Here is a 16,609-nt window from a genome sequence, read left to right as displayed (position 1 = left end):
CTCAGCAGCGGCCCATGCACAACGGGATGAAGCGCCCGTTGCCAGAACCAGCCACTACAAGACCCCCTGCACGAGTTTGCCCACGGTGATCAACCGATCTTTCAGTGGGTACCGATCAGCCAGGCCCGTGACCAATCAGGTGGATTAGAGATGCGCGAGATAACTTCGGGAACGATGTGGGGACTGAAGGAGTACGGCTTCAGCTCCCTCAATGAAATCGGTGGGCTCAACAGCATCTGCGTGGGCAAGCATGCGCGGCTTCCCTATCCAAGAGGGTGCGCCAAGCCCTGAGCATCGGCAAAGAGCACCGGCCATCCAAGGGGTCGAGACCACGGTATCAACAAACCCGGTGGAGCTGAGTGTGCTGCTGATGACCGTTACCGGCGATCAATGGGCAGCCGAACGGGCTTTGCTCACGCAAATCACGACTCGATTTGAGCACGAACAACGTCCCCTAGCTCAAGGCAGGGGCATGGCAAGCCACTGAATCGCCTTTAAGAGCGATGATGGGTTAAGAACCACACCACCCATGCCGCCGCGGATCGCTTTTCAGTCGTCGTTGCCGCGCTCAGGGTCGACGTTGCTCAGCAACATCGTGGGGCAGAATCCCGAGTTTCATGTGACACCGACATCGGGGTTGCTGGATCTCCTCTACACAGCCCGAAGCCAGTTCAGCCGGGGCGAGGAATTCAAAGCGCAAAACCGCGATGAAATGGAGCGGGCCTTCATCGGATTCTGCCGCGGCGGGCTGGAGGGCTATGCCTCGGCGCTGACAAGCAAGCCTTGGCTCCTGGACAAAAGCCGCGGTTGGGGGGTGCACTACACGTTTTTGGATGCCTTTTATCCAAACCCAAAGATCGTGTGCATGCTGCGCGATCCGGTGGACATTCTCTGCTCGATGGAACGTAATTACCGCAAGGCCACGCTGCGGGATCCAGGCCTGGTGAACCACAGCGAGATGTTGAACACCAGCCTGGAGAAACGCCTGGATCATTGGGTGGTGACGCCACCAGTGGGGCTGGCGATGGAGCGGCTACTGGAGATCCTGCGTCATGGCATCGATCAGCAGATGTTGTTCATTCGCTATGAGGATCTCTGTGCCAACCCCGGCCAAGAGCTGGAACGCTTTTATGCCTACCTGGGGTTGCCGTCTTACGAAGACCACGATTTCAACAATGTGGAGCAAATCACGGTGGAAGATGATGAGGTGTATGGCGTGTTCGGCGATCACACAATCCGTCGAAAGGTAGAGCCTCAACCGAGCCGCGGAGAAGAGGTACTATGCGCACACCTCTGCGACTGGATTCGCCAGCGGTATGGCTGGTTTTATGAGCGGTTTGGCTCTGCACCAGCATGAGAAATCTCGACTGAACTGCAATAGAAATCCGTGCTTGGCCCCTATACGTACTCAGAAAACTGATAGGGCCGTCCATCAAAAGCCTGCTCCCACGGCTCGCGCTTCCGCAGAATCACACAGTTCTGCGCAAATTCAATTGAGGCTACCTGATGACAGGTTGCAATGCTCAATCCTGCGTCTTGCAACCGTGTGGACAACACAGAGCGATCCGCATCAGAGAGGAATTCACGATTCAGCCAGTCCACCAACAGCTTCATGGCCGCCATCAGAGTGCGTGAATAATGCAGCCCGTACCGGGTTGGATAGCCGTAGAGAACTCCACGCCGCCAGTACGAAACCTCGATATCTTCCAGGATATAAACCCCTCCGGGTTCCAGCACAGCGCTAAAAAAGAGATCAAACGTGAGCAATTGATGCTCGGGAATATGGGATCCATCATCGATGATCGCGAAAGCAGCCCCGATTCGCTCAGCAACCACTCGCAACTGGCCAGGATCGCCCTGATCACAGCGATGAACCAGGAAGCGATCTCCTTCGCCTTCCATCCCAATATCGACACCATGAAGAAATGCGTTTGGTAAGTACTGGCGCCAAAGCTGCAGGCTTTTACCTTCATCAACACCGATCTCCACGAGATTCCCCTTCCGGTGGCGAAAGCGATCAAGATGACGGGGATAAAAGCGGTGATAACCATGCTGATGAAACTTATCACTACCCGAAGATTCAGCAGCCGCAGCAAAGCTGACAGAAAGAGGAGAAGTCTCCGTCATCAGTTCGCTGCCCCCTCCAGTCGTCCATAAAGCACTTGATCCACATCAAAACCCATCGCCAGCATCAACCGCTGACGGATCAGCAACTCCTCCTCCTTGCTGAGCAAACCATTGGTGAAACGCTTTTCGAGTGAACCAAACACGCGCACATGGGACAACGGCGTGAGATCAACGGCCGCAAACCGCCAGGCGCCGAGGTGATCGGCACAGAGGGGCAAGGCAAAACGATCCAGGCCATAGCCACTGCGCACGCCACGGAGAAACGGGATCGCGAGATCCAGAAGATCAGCTCGAATGAAGGGAGCCATGATTTCCACGATCGGCACCCGATGCAGGCTGCTTCCGGCCCGTTGGCGGAGCCAGCCGTATTCGCGGCAGAGGGAACTGGTGAAACTCACCGCCGGCTGGGCCGCACTGAGTTGATGGATACGCGCAACCGCCAGCAGCGTGTGGATGTCGCTGCTGCGCAGCAACACATCATCGTCAATGAAACCCATGTAGTGACCAGAGGCCGGAGAACCGAGACGCCGCCAGGCTTCCTCCATCAAATGCCCCTTGCATTCGGTCGCCACGCTGATGACATCAATGCCTTGGGGATTACTGCCTGGCTCAAGGCCCTCCCCGGTCCAGTCGAACAACACGACACGACAGGGCAACGGCTGGTCGAACACCACACAGTGGCGACCGCGCTGACAGGCGATGACGACAAGGTCATCGCCTCGGGCTCCAGGGGCTACCACGGTTTGGCCCAGGGCAATCGGATCGTCCCGCTCCATCGCATCCACCGCAGCAACCATCTCCGGCAGGAACTGATCGCTGTGGCTACCCAGCACCCAGCGGACCCATTGCTGCCGTTCCGCTTCCGGGCGATCACGCAACAACGGTGGAAAGGCCGGGATGCCTCTCATGCCACCTCGCGCTGCTGAGCCGGCCAGGCGCCCAGTTGCTGCTGGGCTAATTCCAGAAAAGCCCAATCGGCGGCATAAAACTGCTCCAGCGTCGCAAGGGCCTCCGAGGTGAGCTGGTCGCGGCGCAACCGTCTCCAGGGATCGGCGGCCTCCAGGGGCTGGGAGACGTGCTGGGGCGCCAGGTCGAGGGCCACACCGGAGGCCTGGGCCCAATGGCTGATCAGGCCCTGGATCTGCTCCATGCCCAGGATTGTGGAGTAATCCGAGGGATCACCCCCCAGGAAGCTCACCTGCGGCAGGGTGTGGTGGCTCCAATCGACGTGGCACGGGATCCAGGCGGGGAGCTGCTGCGCCACCTGATTCATCACAGCCACAGGATCAGCGTCATCACTGAAGCTGCTGACGCCATGCCGACTGAACAGTTGCTGATGGAACTGCAACGACGCCTGCAGCGCTTCCTCATCGCCACCAGCGTGACTGCACAGCTTGACCACAATCCGGCCGGTGGTGAGCTCCACCAGATGGCTTCGGCAGGCCGACACAAAGCGATCAATCGGATCGCGCCAAATGGCGACGATGGCCCTGTGCTGGGCCACGGCTTTGCGTTCTTCAGGCCTGAGCCAGTGGTTGTGCACTTGCACGGCCCCATGCACATCATCAAGCAGCGCGTCGTTGGCCATCACCCCAAAGCGCAGCTGCAGCCAGGCCCGCTTCAGGCTGGAGCAGCCATTCTTGGGAATCCACACCAAACCCGCATCATCGCCGAGGGAGAGCAGGGGGCTGAGCGAGGCGCCGGCTTGCATCGCCTGCTGCACCGCCGCCCAATCGGCATTGGTGCGCACACGCAAGCCTGGGAGAGGATCCGAGGGTTGAAGGCTGAGCATGAAGATCAGGCGGCCATGGCCAGAGGCAACACCTCTGCGGGTTGCTGACCCACTGCGGGCGTTTGCCGGCACATGGTTTCCACGGCCACCTGAAACGCCTCCGCCACACGCTTGTCGTGGAACAGCCGCTGCTTGCGTTCTGCGATGGCACTGCGCATCGCCTTGTAGAACGCTTCGTCGTCGAGCAGGCGGCTAGAGATGGCGATGTAGTCGTCGACGTTGCTGGCGATCAGCTCAGGAAGCTCGAGCACCTCGAGCATCGACACCGTATGGCGCCCGCGCATGAAGGCGGTGGGCAGGGTGACCACCGGACAGTCGAGGGAGAACGATTGCAAGGAGCTGTTGCCGCCATTCCAGTCGATCGTGTCGATCGTGTGGTGGCTGATGGAGAACAAGCCCATGAAATCGCCGTAATCGAGCCGGGGCAGGATGCGCAGATGTTCCTCAATCACCAGGTCGCGCTGCTCGAAATGGGGACGCAGGCGTTCGAACAGGCGTTCAGCGATGCCTCCGCTGCCCATGTGACCAACCAGCACGATGAATGCCTCGGGGTGGCGCTTGGCGATTTCGGCAAAGGTCCAGTCGTTGCGCGGCAGGTATTTGAACGTGCTCTGCAGGGAGTTGAGGATCGGGCGATCGCGGGGAAGATCGAACTTGTCGAACAGCAGCTGGCCGTCGTGGAGGGCGGCCGGGGTTTCGTAGTTGAGGCCAGTGCCTGGCAGCCGGTAGAGGGTTTCGCTGTAGTGGGCCTCATTGCCGTCAGGCTCCATGCCCGCCCCCGACAGGTAGTAGTGCATGGTGCGGGACCCGCTGCTGATCGGATGGCCCCAGCCCTGGGCCTGCACCGGTGCTAACTGCAACACGGAGGTCACCTTGCTGGCGGGGTGCATGCCGATATCGGTGAAGATCAGCAGATCGAGCTGATCATCGAGGATCTGCTGCAGCATCGGCTCCGGATTCTCGGCGCGCAACGGCAGATGGCGCTGCAGACCCAGCGCAGCAAAGCGCTGGGTGCCGGAATCCACCCGTTCGGCCAGGTTGTAACTGACAATCTCGTAGCCAGGATTCCCGGCGATTCCCTCCAGCCAGCCCAGACACCAGATGGCGCCATTGTGGTTGTGGAGGTGGGGCGAGATCACCCCCACGCGCAGGGGGCGGGGATCGGCCGGATCGCGCTGGGGCAGGGGTTGCATGAAGGCCCCCAGCTTCGGGCGCAGGATGCGATCGAGGATGCCGGCATAGAGCTCCTGCAAGGGACGGTCGTCGTCCATCTGATAAGCGAGATAGAAATTGGTAAGCGACCAGGCGTGGGCATAGAGGGTTTCCCAGGCGGCGTCGGCTTGATCGATCCCCTCCAACAGGTCATACAAGCTGCGAGCGTCGTCGGCCCAGCGCTGCCGCACCGACGCCACCTGCTCGTCGGTGGCAAACAGCACCGGCAACACGTGCAGGCGGCTCATCAGCCGCACCCGCTCGTCGCTCTCACTGTCAGCGAGGGCGAGGGCATCGTCGTAACGATCCAGCTCGAGCAGACAGTTCATCCGTCCCTGCAGGGCGATCACCTGCTCATAGGTGCTCAGCTCCAGGGCGGCGAACTGCTCAAACTGCTCAAGGGCCTCGGCGTGGCGCTTGGCTTGCACCAACGCCTGGGAGAGGTTCTGGCGGGATGGCTTGAAGCGCGAGTCGATGGTGAGGGCATGGCGATAACTGGCCATCGCCGCCTCCAGATCTCCTGCTGAGGCCTGGGCCAGGCCCAGGTTGTTCCAGGCATCGGCATAGGCGGGCGCATGCTGAAGGCAGAGGCGGAAGGCCTCGATCGCCTCGCGCTCCCGGTGGTGATCACGCAGCAGGTTGCCCAGGCAGAACGCGGCCTGGAAGTAAGCAGGTTGATCACGAAGTAGCAGGCGCAGCTCCCGTTCGGCAGCCTCAAGATCAGCGGCCTCGATCAGGGCAAGCGCCAGGTTGTGACGACATTCACTGAACTGGGGAAACACCGCCAGGGCATCGCGGTATAACCGCAGACCTTCGGCTGTGTTGCCCAGGACGCGGCAGGCATTGCCGGCGTTGAACAGCACATAGGGCGTGAGAAAACCGCGGGCCTGCGCGGCTTCAAAACAGCGCAAGGAGGCCTCGTGCTGCCCGAGGGCCTTCTTGGCCAGGCCTTCGAGATAGGCCACCTCACCGGCATGGGGATGCCCTTCGAGCCCCGAGGCCTGATCCAACACCTCCTGAAAACGCTGCTGAGCGAGGGCGTCGTAGAGATGGCCGAGGCCTGCCTCCGGAGTGTTGTGGGGCGGCCACTGCCCTTGCGCCGGACTGAGCGAGGGCAGGGATGGACGCTGCAACTCCAGCTGCAACTCCAGGATCTGCTGCTGCAGGCCGGCGATCTGACGATGGCGATCACGCAACTGCTGCAGGGGATCCACCAGTGCATCGAGATCCACCGCGCCCAGGGGTTTCACCTTGTCGCCAGGGCGACGGGGAAGGGTGTAACCAAAGCGCTCAAGATCGGCTGCATAGAGACGCTCCAGAATCTGGAAACCATCCTTGCCGTAGCTGCTCTCCCAGCGTTTGCTCAACCGCTGGCGGTGCTGACGGTCGTAGAGCTGCAGCTCCTGACGCAAGCGCTCGAGGCGCTGGGCGGGCAGCCGTGAGCCGAGCAACCCAGGCAAACGATCGACCAGCTCGGAGCGATCGAGATGCTGATTGAACAGCGTGGAATCAGCAAGCCACTCGGATTGGGGCAAGAGATGGCCATCGCCTCGGAGCTGCTCCCAGTGCTGATCGAGATAGATGAGAAAGTCTGAGAATCGGCACGGTTCTGCACCGGCGCGTTCGCGCCTGGATTGGATCGCTTGATTGAGGGGCACATAGGCCGGATCAGCGAGATGCAGCTTGTCGTGCCAGAACGACAACAGGCGCTCGCCGGGATGCCGGGTAACCGCAAGCCGCAGGCCATGGGGATCGGCCAGCAGTGCCTCGGCTTCAGCAGAGGGCAACGCAGCAAGCGACGGCAATCCATGCACATCAGCGCGGTGGATCGCCAGGGCCGGACGGGTTTCACCCAACACCGCCAACTCGGCTGGATCCCGGCCTGCTGCGATCACCGCAAGACGCTTGAGCAACGTGGATGCGACCTTGGGGATCGGGAGCAGAAGCCAACGGCATTCGGCAACAACCAACATGGCGTCACGCGTGCGTTGGTGTTGCTCCGCCATCACTCAACTCAATGGAGGACAGGACAGTAAGCCGAACTGCAAAGGCTGTCATGCCCTAAAGCGAAGCCGAAGATCGAACACACAAAGCCAGTCTCACGAAACTCATCGGACTCACAAGTCGAGGCAACTCAAACCTCTGACAGCTCAGCAGAATCAGACGAAATTATTGACTCAACCTTGAACGCCTGGTTGCTCGCTGCGATCCTCAAAGTGGCTGGCTATCGCCGGGGTTCGAAGACGCGCAAGGCTGGCCGCAGCCGCCGCTGGAGCAAAGCCGCCCAGGGAGGCTTCATGGCTTGGGCCGTGGTCGGTCAGGTGGCCAGCCTTGGCGTGTTGGTGGATGCAGCCCTGCGAAGCAAGCCAGCTCAGGCTCAGATCACCCAGATTCCAGGACAGGCAGGTCCACCAAGCAGTTCTCATGGCACATTTGGATCTGCGTCAGCTACGGGTGATTACGCTTATGCAATTGGTTACCAATCCACTGCTGACGGCAATTGGTCGATTGCGATAGGCGCGAACGCCGAGGCGAGAGCCCAATACGCCGTGGCGTTGGGTTTTATCGCCCAGGCTGAAGACACGTCTACTGTTGCCGTGGGTTACCGATCGGAGGCACGCGGAACTGGCTCCGTCGCAGTGGGTAATAACACTTTTGCTAATCAGATAGGAGCCACAGCACTGGGTGAAAGCGCATGGGCTAATGGCGCAAACGCCACAGCACTGGGGACAAAAGCGAATAGTTCAGGCATATCCGCTACGGCGATAGGTAAGTTTGCCAATGCCTCGGGCAGTTCAGCTACGGCACTGGGTGACTCAGCCAATGCTTCGGACACTTACGCCACCGCGCTGGGTGCCTCGGCCCAAAGTTCCGGAGACTTCTCTACGGCAGTGGGTTATTCATCCAAGGCTTCAGGTTCATCCGCTACAGCTCTTGGCCGTGAAGCCAATGCTGGAGGTAATTCAGCCACGGCACTGGGTGAACTAGCTACTGCTTCGGGCGAAGAAGCCACAGCGCTGGGCTATAGAGCGACTGCGTCGAGAACAGGCTCCACGGCGCTGGGTCAACTGGCCACTGCGTCGGGCGATTCCGCCACAGCGCTGGGTGAACTAGCCCGAGCTTCGGGTATTGCCGCCATAGCGCTAGGCACCAATGCCAAATCCGATGGCAATTTCGCATCGGCTCTTGGTTACGCTGCAAACGCATCTGGCGGGTTCTCCACAGCGCTGGGGATCCAAGCCAGTGCTTCGGGTTATTCAGCCACGGCACTTGGTGATACAGCCACGGCTTCGGGAAATAATTCAACGGCGTTGGGTGTTGGTGCCACTGCTTCGGGCATAGCAGCCACGGCGCTGGGTGAATCAGCAAAAGCTTCTAATTTCGCTACCACAGCGCTGGGTAATTTAGCCAATGCTTCGGGCTATCAGGCCACGGCGCTGGGTAGTTCAGCCACTGCTTCGGGCTATCAGGCCACGGCGTTGGGTCGTTCAGCCAAGGCTTCGAACTTCTCCGCCACGGCTCTTGGTGTTCAAGCCACTGCTACGGGCAACGCCGCCACGGCACTAGGTAGTGCAGCCAATGCTTCGGGCTCTGGCGCAACGGCTCTGGGTTTTCAAGCCACTGCATCAAACAATTCTGGCACGGCGCTGGGTCGCAGAGCTAATGCTTCGGGTCCTAGCGCCACGGCGCTGGGTGAACTAACCAATGCTTTGGGCACAGCCGCCACGGCGGTGGGTAGTGCAGCCAGTGCTTCGGGCCAATACGCCACGGCGCTGGGTTTGTTTGCCAATGCTTCGAGCACTTCCGCCACGGCCCTGGGTGTTCAATCCAATGCTGCCTACGCCAACTCCACAGCCATCGGAACAAAAGCCGCCACCACACGAGCTGATCAGATCGTTCTCGGCACGGCAACAACCACAACCACCGTCGCCAATCTGGCCGGCACAGGCACTGGCCTTGTTGTCGCCAATGGCGATGGCACCCTCTCGCGATCATCGATCTCCGCAACAGCGCTTAATTCTCTGAATTGTGTGGCTACCGGTGATAACGCCACCTGTTTCGGGCCGAATGCTTCGGCAGAGGCTAACTCTGCTTCGGCATTTGGTAATTCATCCAATGCTTCGGGCAGCTCCTCCACGGCATTTGGTAGGTCAGCTAAAGCTTCGGGCCCTGGAGCTACGGCGCTGGGTAGAAATGCCACTGCTTCGGCTGACTCCGCCACGGCGCTGGGTGTGTATGCGACTGCTTCTGGAGTAACCGCCACGGCGGTGGGTCGTGAAACCCGTGCTTCGGGCGGAAGCGCCGCGGCGCTGGGTTGGAGTGCGACTGCTTCGGGTGCTTACGCCACGGCCCTGGGTGCTAAAGCCAGTGCTGCATTCGACAGGTCCACAGCCGTCGGAAGATCAGCCGCCACCACCCGAGATGATCAGATCGTGCTCGGCACGGGAACAACCACAACAACCGTTGCCAATCTGTTCGGCACAGGCAACGAGATGGTCTTCGCCAACGACGATGGCACCCTTAAGCGTGCTGTTGGGATTTCACTTGCCAACGGGTCACTTACCGTTGCCAACAATCTGACCGTTAACGGCACAACCAACCTCAACAACACCAACGTCGTTGGCACACTCGCTGTCACTGGTAATCAAACCGTATCTGGCAATTCCGCCATCACCGGTAACCAGACCATCGGTGGAACCCTTGGTGTCACAGGGGCCACCACACTCTCCGGCGGCGCCACCATCAACAATGGCCTGTCTGTCACTGGCGGCACCAACACCGACACCCTCGGCGTCTCCGGTGCCACCACACTCAATGGCGCCACCACGGTCAATAACTCACTGACGGTCACCGGCACCACATCGCTTACAACGCTAAATATCACCGGTGGCCTACAAATCAATGGCCAGGCAATCAACACTAATGCTCTCGCAGCAGGTGCCAATTGCGTAGCATCAGGCGATAACGCCACCTGTTACGGGCCGAATGCAGTAGCCAATGGTGAGGGTTCAACTGCTATTGGTGCCAACGCAAATACAACAGGAACTTCATCAGTTTCTCTTGGCAGAAGTGCAAACGCTCAAGGCTCAAACAACATTGCGATTGGCAATGGTGCAACAGCGTCAAATAATTCTGGAGGGGCAACCGCACTCGGAGGCAACGCTTCAGCTACCTCACAAGGATCGACGGCGCTCGGCTGGGGCAGTAACTCAAGTGGTGGATGGGCAACGGCGGTTGGCACAGACTCCAGTGCATCTGCACTGAATTCAATCGCCCTTGGTCGTGCCGCTACAGCCTCTAATTCCAACTCGATGGCCCTGGGGACAGGAGCCAGGTCAGACATTGCCAATGCCACCGCGATTGGAACTGGTGCAGTAGCCCGCCAGAAATCAGGGTCCAGCGCCAGCAGCTCCATCACCCTTGGCGCCAGTGGTAATGGGACTACAGATATTTTCTTACCGGGCCTTGCCAACAAACCATCGTCCGGCACTGAATACCTCGTCATCGATCAGCAAGGTCGGGTGACTGCTGGCACGGCAACTTTGGCCCCCAACTACACAATTGCCATTCAAAACGCCTTCAATTGCACCCATCAAGGCATTGACTCTGTCTGCTTCGGGAACAATTCCAGAGCTCTTGGTGATTACGCCTCGGCTTTAGGTGCCAACAGCACCGCCATCGGTTTGGAGGCCACTGCTGTTGGCGCTGATGCCGATGCCACCAATGGATCGGTTGCTGTTGGCGCCTATGCAGAAGCCACCGGGATCAACAGCGTGGCGATTGGTGTGGCCTCCAATGCCACAGGCACGGCCACGGTTGCCATTGGCGAAAATTCTCGCGCTGCAGGCAACCGCACCATCGTGATGGGTTTCCAGGCTGTGGCCAACGCCAACGATGCCATCGCCCTCGGTTATCAGGCCAATGCCAGCTTCGACAACTCCATTGCCTTCGGTGATGGTGCCGCATCCACACGCACAAACCAGATTGCCATCGGTAAATCCACGAGTGAAGTCACCATTGCCAACCTTTCCGGTACAGGCAATGAGATGGTCTTCGCCAACGGCGATGGCACCCTCAAGCGTGCAGCTGGAATTTCCGTTAACAACGGATCCCTCACAACAGCCAACGACCTGAATGTGGGTGGTGCCGCCACCCTCAACACCCTCACCACCAGAGGTGCCGCCAACTTCCAGAGCACTCTCGACGTTCAAGGTGCCACCACACTCAATGGCGCCACCACGGTCAATAACTCACTCACGGTCACAGGAACGTCCAACCTCAAAGACACCAACGTCGTTGGCACACTCGCTGTCACTGGTAATCAGACCGTATCTGGCAATTCCGCCATCACCGGTAACCAGACCATTGGTGGAACCCTTGGTGTAACTGGTGCCACCACACTCTCCGGCGGCGCCACCATCAACAATGGCCTGACTGTCACAGGCGGCACCAACACCGACACCCTCGGGGTCTCCGGTGCTACCACCCTCAACACCCTCACCGCCACTGGCGCGGCTAACTTCCAGAGCACCCTTGCTGTTCAAGGTGCTACCACGCTCAATGGCGCCACCACTGTCAATAACTCTCTTACGGTCACAGGGACAACCAACCTCAAAGACACCAACGTCGTAGGCACACTTGCTGTCACCGGTAATCAAACCATCGGTGGAACCCTTGGTGTGACTGGTACCACCACACTCTCCGGCGGCGCCACCATCAGCAATGGCCTGACGGTCACCGGTGGCACCAACACCGACACCCTCGGGGTCTCCGGTGCTACCACCCTCAACACCCTCACCGCCACTGGCGCGGCTAACTTCCAGAGCACACTTGCTGTTCAAGGTGCTACCACGCTCAATGGCGCCACCACTGTCAATAACTCTCTTACGGTCACAGGGACAACCAATCTCAAAGACACCAACGTCGTAGGCACACTTGCTGTCACCGGCAATCAAACCGTATCTGGCAATTCCGCCATCACCGGTAATCAAACCATCGGTGGAACCCTTGGCGTGACTGGTGCCACCACCCTCTCCGGCGGCGCCACCATCAACAATGGCCTGACTGTTACAGGCGGCACCAACACCGACACCCTTAACGTCTCCAGCACCACCACCCTCAACACCCTCACCGCCACTGGCGCGGCCAACTTCCAAAGCACTCTTGCCGTTCAAGGTGCCACCACACTCAATGGCGCCACTACCGTCAACAACTCACTCACCGTTAACGGCATACAAACCGTCAACGGTAATCAGACAGTTAATGGCAACTCCGCCATCAACGGAAATCAAAGCATCGGTGGAACCCTTGCTGTAACAGGCGCGACGACACTCGGAGGATCCGTAACACTTAGCGGGTACTCCACAAATCAAACAAGTGGCACAACACAGGTTCTAACAACCGACTCCACGGGGAATCTTGGATTTATCGTGTTCCCCACAAATACAACAACGTTCTGCAATCGTACTGGGGCACAATCTAGTTGCTACGGAGCCAATGCAGAAGCGATTGGCACAGGGGATACAGCCATCGGCGACAACAGTCGCGCAGACGCTGTTCTTGGAGCAACTGCCTTGGGAACATTAACCAATGCAAGTGGTAATGGAGCCACAGCCCTCGGCGTGATCAGCACTGCCAGTGGGGAAGGGTCGGTTGCGCTGGGCTTCTACGCCAATTCAACTGCGGAAGGTGGCATAGCACTAGGTAGCCTGTCTCGCGCCAATGGCACCAATGCCTTTGCCTACGGCACAGGCGCAGTAGCCAATGGTCGCAACGTTACGGCAATTGGCGTCGGCGCGCGTGCTGAAGGATTCCAAACCAACGCGCTGGCCATGGGCACAGCATCTGTAGCGAATGGAACCGATGTAACCGCCATTGGCGCTGGAGCCAATGCAACCGGCACTGGCGCAACAGCCATTGGCGCTGGGGCCAGGACAACTCGAGATAACCAGATGATGCTGGGCACATCTGGAACCCAGGTCACCGTTGCCAACCTTGCCGGCTCAGGTACGGAGCTCGTTGCAGCTTCAGCAGACGGGACACTGCAACGTTCCACTGGCATCAGCATCAACAACGGCTCACTGACTGTCACCAACGACTTGACCGTCAATGGGCACACCACCCTGAACGGGGGGCTCACCGTCACAGGCGGGATCACGACAGACACACTGAACGTGTCAGGGCGAGCCGTTTTCAATGGGCCAACGATCGTTAACAACGACTTCACCGTAAATGGGAATTCCACGTTCAACGGCAATCAAATTGTTAGCGGCAATCAGAGTATTGGCGGCAGTCAGACCATTAGTGGCAATCAGAGTATTGGCGGCAGTCAGACCATTAGTGGCAATCAGAGTATTGGCGGCAGTCAGACCATTAGTGGCAACCAGACTATTGGCGGTGATCAGTTAATCAGCGGCAACCAAAGCGTCAGCGGATCATCCGCCATCGCGGGAAGCCAGACCATTGGGGCAAACCTCGGCGTTACAGGCAAGACCACACTGTCGGGCCCTGTTCAGCTTGATGGCTTAGCCAGGAATGGTCGATTCAAAGAGACGAAGTATCAAAACAATGGTGAGCGGCGGATGCTCACCATTGATGGAAGCGGCAATGCCGGCACATCATCCGTATCTGTCAACCGCATTGAAAACACAGTCACACAAACTGTTCCCAAGCTCGAGTCTGCCGCTCAAGGCCTCGGCTACGCCGTTGGAACCACCACAGCAATGGCCGCCGCGCTCTCTGCTGTGCCTGAAGTAAGCCTGCAAGAAGACGAACCGGTCCGCTGCGGTTTCGGCACGGGCGGCTTCGGCACACAATATGCTGTCGCAGCCGGTTGCGCCGTTCGGGTTGCTGATCGCATCCACCTCAATGGCGCCCTGTCTTACGCACCTTCAATCGACTACGAATACGGCTCCACTCCCTCAGTGGCAGGCCGGCTTGGCTTCTCCTTCCCACTTGGGAAGATCAATAAACAGAAGTCCGCCCCCGCCAACGCGCAGGAAACGTCCCAGAAGCTTGAATCGCTGAATGCAAGCGTTTCCAAGTTGCAGTCTGATCTGCAAAGTCGCGATCAGCAGATCAGGCTTCTGCAAGAGCAATTGCAGAAGATGCAGGCTGTTTCCAGTGCAGGTCAGGCGGTTCGATCCGAGAGCACAGCGCAATTGATCACTCTACTGAAGAATCAGATTGCACTGCTGCAGGAGGATCGAAAGCGCCAAGATCAAATCGTTCAAGAGCTCCAGCGCAAGCTGGTGGAGCAGGATGAAAAGATCGTTCGCCAGGAATCCTTGTTCCAGCGGATGATGAATCAGGTTCAAAGACTGACGCCTGGCTCCAGTCCATCTGGTGAACATTCGGTAAGCAAGCTGCCTACTCAGCCCTGAGCACCTCTTGATAGGCATTGCGTTTCAGTATTTTGTTCAGTGACATCGGATTACCAGGCTGACATCCCCCATTTCCTTTGGCAGCTCTGGCCTGATGAGATCAGAAATAGCTGTCGCCACTCCCACCTCTTCCTAACCAGAATCACCCGAGTCATGATCAAGCACATCTCAGCAGCGATCGCCATCTCCTCCCTCATAAGCCTGAGCCCTGCTGCATATGCACAGCAACGAACAATCACCGCAGCCGAGAACGCGAAACTGACTCAAGAATTCAGATCGGGGTTTCTGAAGGGTTGCAACAACGGCAGAACCCCTGGCATCAAGAGCCAGAGCGCATACTGCAACTGCTTGGCCAATGCCTACCAAGCCAGATACGACGGAGTCACCCTCAATGCAATCATCCAATTGTCCGGTGCGAGCGGCGAGAACGGAGCTCGTCTCACCAATCTAATGATGACCCCTGAGGCCAAGAACTGTGCGGCCAAGAGTCGCTAAAAACCGAAGAAGCATGAAGGCACAGGGATATTCACGCCCATCAAGTGTTCCCTCACAACACCAATAATCCACACACGCGAGCACTGCTATCTAATCCTGGGAATCCTTTCTTCGGTGCAAATAAATCCATAGCCCTTTAAAAGTATCTTCGTCAGCCTGACGTCTCTCAGCTGAGTAGTGGGCTGTGTCATCTCAATAATGTGATAAACGCCGACGCAAGAGTGACCTGGGGCAACTCTCTTCTCTTCAGTTTGAGCTTGCAGATGATCTCATCAGCCCTGCCCTCAGCTATGGCGTGATGCTCAAGCTGCGCTAGTGATTCGCTGATCAGGCCGGTACTGATTCTGGAGAGCCGTCCACACCTCGCGGGGCGAGGCATCAAGATCAGATCGCAAGCGGTTCTGCAGCGTTCGCCCTGAACAGTGCAGATCCATTGCAAGTTTGCCTAAGGCGAATCGAGGTTGAGGTTCCTCCGTGAGCTGGCTTTGCACCAATTCCAGGAAGCGGTTGGTGAGGTCATCGTGTGGTGGGATCAGAGACGCAGAGCCGGCTGCCAGCCGATGATTGATCAAGGCCTGCCAGAAAGCACCGGCACTGTGATCCAGCCAATGGGGATGCAGACGCGCCGCATCAATCAACTCACGTGCCTGGCGCAGCAGGGCCACGACCGTGGGCTGGCGGTTGGTGCGAAAGGGATCGAGCACGGCAGTCTCTCCGCATTGATCACCCAACGCTTCCAGCACCGTCACAGGCACGATGATGGAAACACCACTGGTGTTGGCTGAGCTCAGCCCATGCAGTTCTGCACCGGGGCCAATCCAAAGGCCCTGGCCCGGGCTGGTGATCAACTCATCAGGACAGTCGGCCTGGCGCTCGAGCATGCAACCAAGTTCTGGAATCCAGAGCACCGCCAATTCCGGGTTCTGACGCCGCAGCAACTCCAAGCCCCCACCCTCTCCGCGCAGCTCCACCAGGGACAGCGGCCCAGCTGCCGCCACTTGGATGCTGGCCTGAAACACATCTCGCTCGTGATCGAAGCAGCTGACGCGGCAGTCGCCCATCACCTGCTGCAGGCAAGCGCGCCAATGCTCAAAGCTGGAACTCTGAACAACTGGATAAAAAGCCGTGGTGGAAGGTTGCCTCATGCAGGAATCTGGGCCAACCAACAGCGGAGCAGCGGAAGGCTAAGGCCGATCACATTCGAAAAACAGCCCTCAATTCGTTCCACCAGCGCACCACCGCGCCCCTCCAAAGCAAAGCCGGCAGCGCATTGGAGCGGCTCTCCGGTGGCCACGTAGGCCTCGATCTCTGCGGGGCTGAGCGGCGCGAACTGCACGCGGGTGGTGATGGTGGCATGCGTGCAGGCATCGATCACCGCCTGAGCCTTGACCTGATTGTCGTCGGACACCAGGGCCAGCAGCTGCACTACATCCGCGTCAACCACCAGCTCAGGCTCTGCTTGGTCTGGACAGAAGCAGGGCCAGAAGACGTTGAAATCGTTGATGAGCACTAGATGGTTCTGGTCGGTCCAGGCGAAGTGCAACTGGAGGAATTCCTGCGCCCATGGACATCAACCAGAACCGCCTGACACAGGCAAGCC

At 58.7% G+C, this 16,609-nt stretch carries 7 protein-coding genes and 1 pseudogene; 2 read left to right on the top strand and 6 right to left on the bottom strand.

What is annotated here, in order from left to right:
* Window positions 1-529 precede the first annotated feature (529 nt).
* Window positions 530-1,357: a sulfotransferase gene (locus KJJ24_RS00305; protein ID WP_214339966.1), complete on the top strand. Its 828-nt coding sequence runs from the start codon at window positions 530-532 to the stop codon at window positions 1,355-1,357.
* Window positions 1,358-1,398: 41 nt separating this feature from the next.
* On the opposite strand, the gene KJJ24_RS00300 is transcribed toward KJJ24_RS00305, so the two are convergent.
* Genes KJJ24_RS00300 through KJJ24_RS00285 form a run of 4 tightly spaced genes read right to left on the bottom strand, consistent with a single transcriptional unit; the run spans window position 1,399 to window position 7,104 of the window.
* Entirely contained in the window at window positions 1,399-2,127 is a 729-nt protein-coding gene (locus tag KJJ24_RS00300) for a hypothetical protein (RefSeq protein ID WP_214339964.1), read from the bottom strand.
* Window positions 2,127-3,035 (bottom strand): hypothetical protein, encoded by a 909-nt coding sequence (locus tag KJJ24_RS00295; RefSeq protein ID WP_214339962.1) that lies wholly within the window; start codon window positions 3,033-3,035, stop codon window positions 2,127-2,129. Before KJJ24_RS00295 ends, KJJ24_RS00300 begins: the two co-directional genes overlap by 1 nt.
* Complete coding sequence (locus KJJ24_RS00290; protein ID WP_214339960.1) at window positions 3,032-3,919, bottom strand: sulfotransferase family protein; 888 nt, start codon at window positions 3,917-3,919, stop codon at window positions 3,032-3,034. Before KJJ24_RS00290 ends, KJJ24_RS00295 begins: the two co-directional genes overlap by 4 nt.
* Window positions 3,920-3,924: 5 nt before the next feature.
* Window positions 3,925-7,104 carry a sulfotransferase family 2 domain-containing protein gene (locus KJJ24_RS00285; protein WP_250544813.1) on the bottom strand — a complete coding sequence of 1,060 codons (3,180 nt, stop codon included), beginning with the start codon at window positions 7,102-7,104 and terminating at the stop codon, window positions 3,925-3,927.
* A gap of 210 nt (window positions 7,105-7,314) precedes the next feature.
* Between KJJ24_RS00285 and KJJ24_RS00280 the strand changes: the two genes are divergently transcribed.
* Window positions 7,315-14,514, top strand: coding sequence for a YadA-like family protein (locus KJJ24_RS00280; protein WP_214339956.1), 7,200 nt, complete (start codon window positions 7,315-7,317; stop codon window positions 14,512-14,514).
* A gap of 797 nt (window positions 14,515-15,311) precedes the next feature.
* On the opposite strand, the gene KJJ24_RS00275 is transcribed toward KJJ24_RS00280, so the two are convergent.
* Both KJJ24_RS00275 and KJJ24_RS00270 read right to left on the bottom strand, forming a co-directional pair.
* The gene (locus KJJ24_RS00275; RefSeq protein WP_214339953.1) at window positions 15,312-16,154 is read right to left on the bottom strand and encodes a hypothetical protein; all 843 of its coding nucleotides are present in this window, start codon (window positions 16,152-16,154) and stop codon (window positions 15,312-15,314) included.
* Window positions 16,151-16,363, bottom strand: a pseudogene (locus KJJ24_RS00270) (Maf family protein); the annotation flags it as partial. The gene KJJ24_RS00275 and the pseudogene KJJ24_RS00270, both read right to left, overlap by 4 nt.
* Between the last annotated feature and the right edge of the window lie 246 nt (window positions 16,364-16,609).

The organism is Synechococcus sp. LA31, assembly GCF_018502385.1.
In the GTDB taxonomy this organism is placed as follows: Bacteria; Cyanobacteriota; Cyanobacteriia; order PCC-6307; family Cyanobiaceae; genus Vulcanococcus.
The sequence above is the reverse complement of the archived record's forward strand: the minus strand, read 5'-3'. Positions and strand labels throughout refer to the sequence as shown.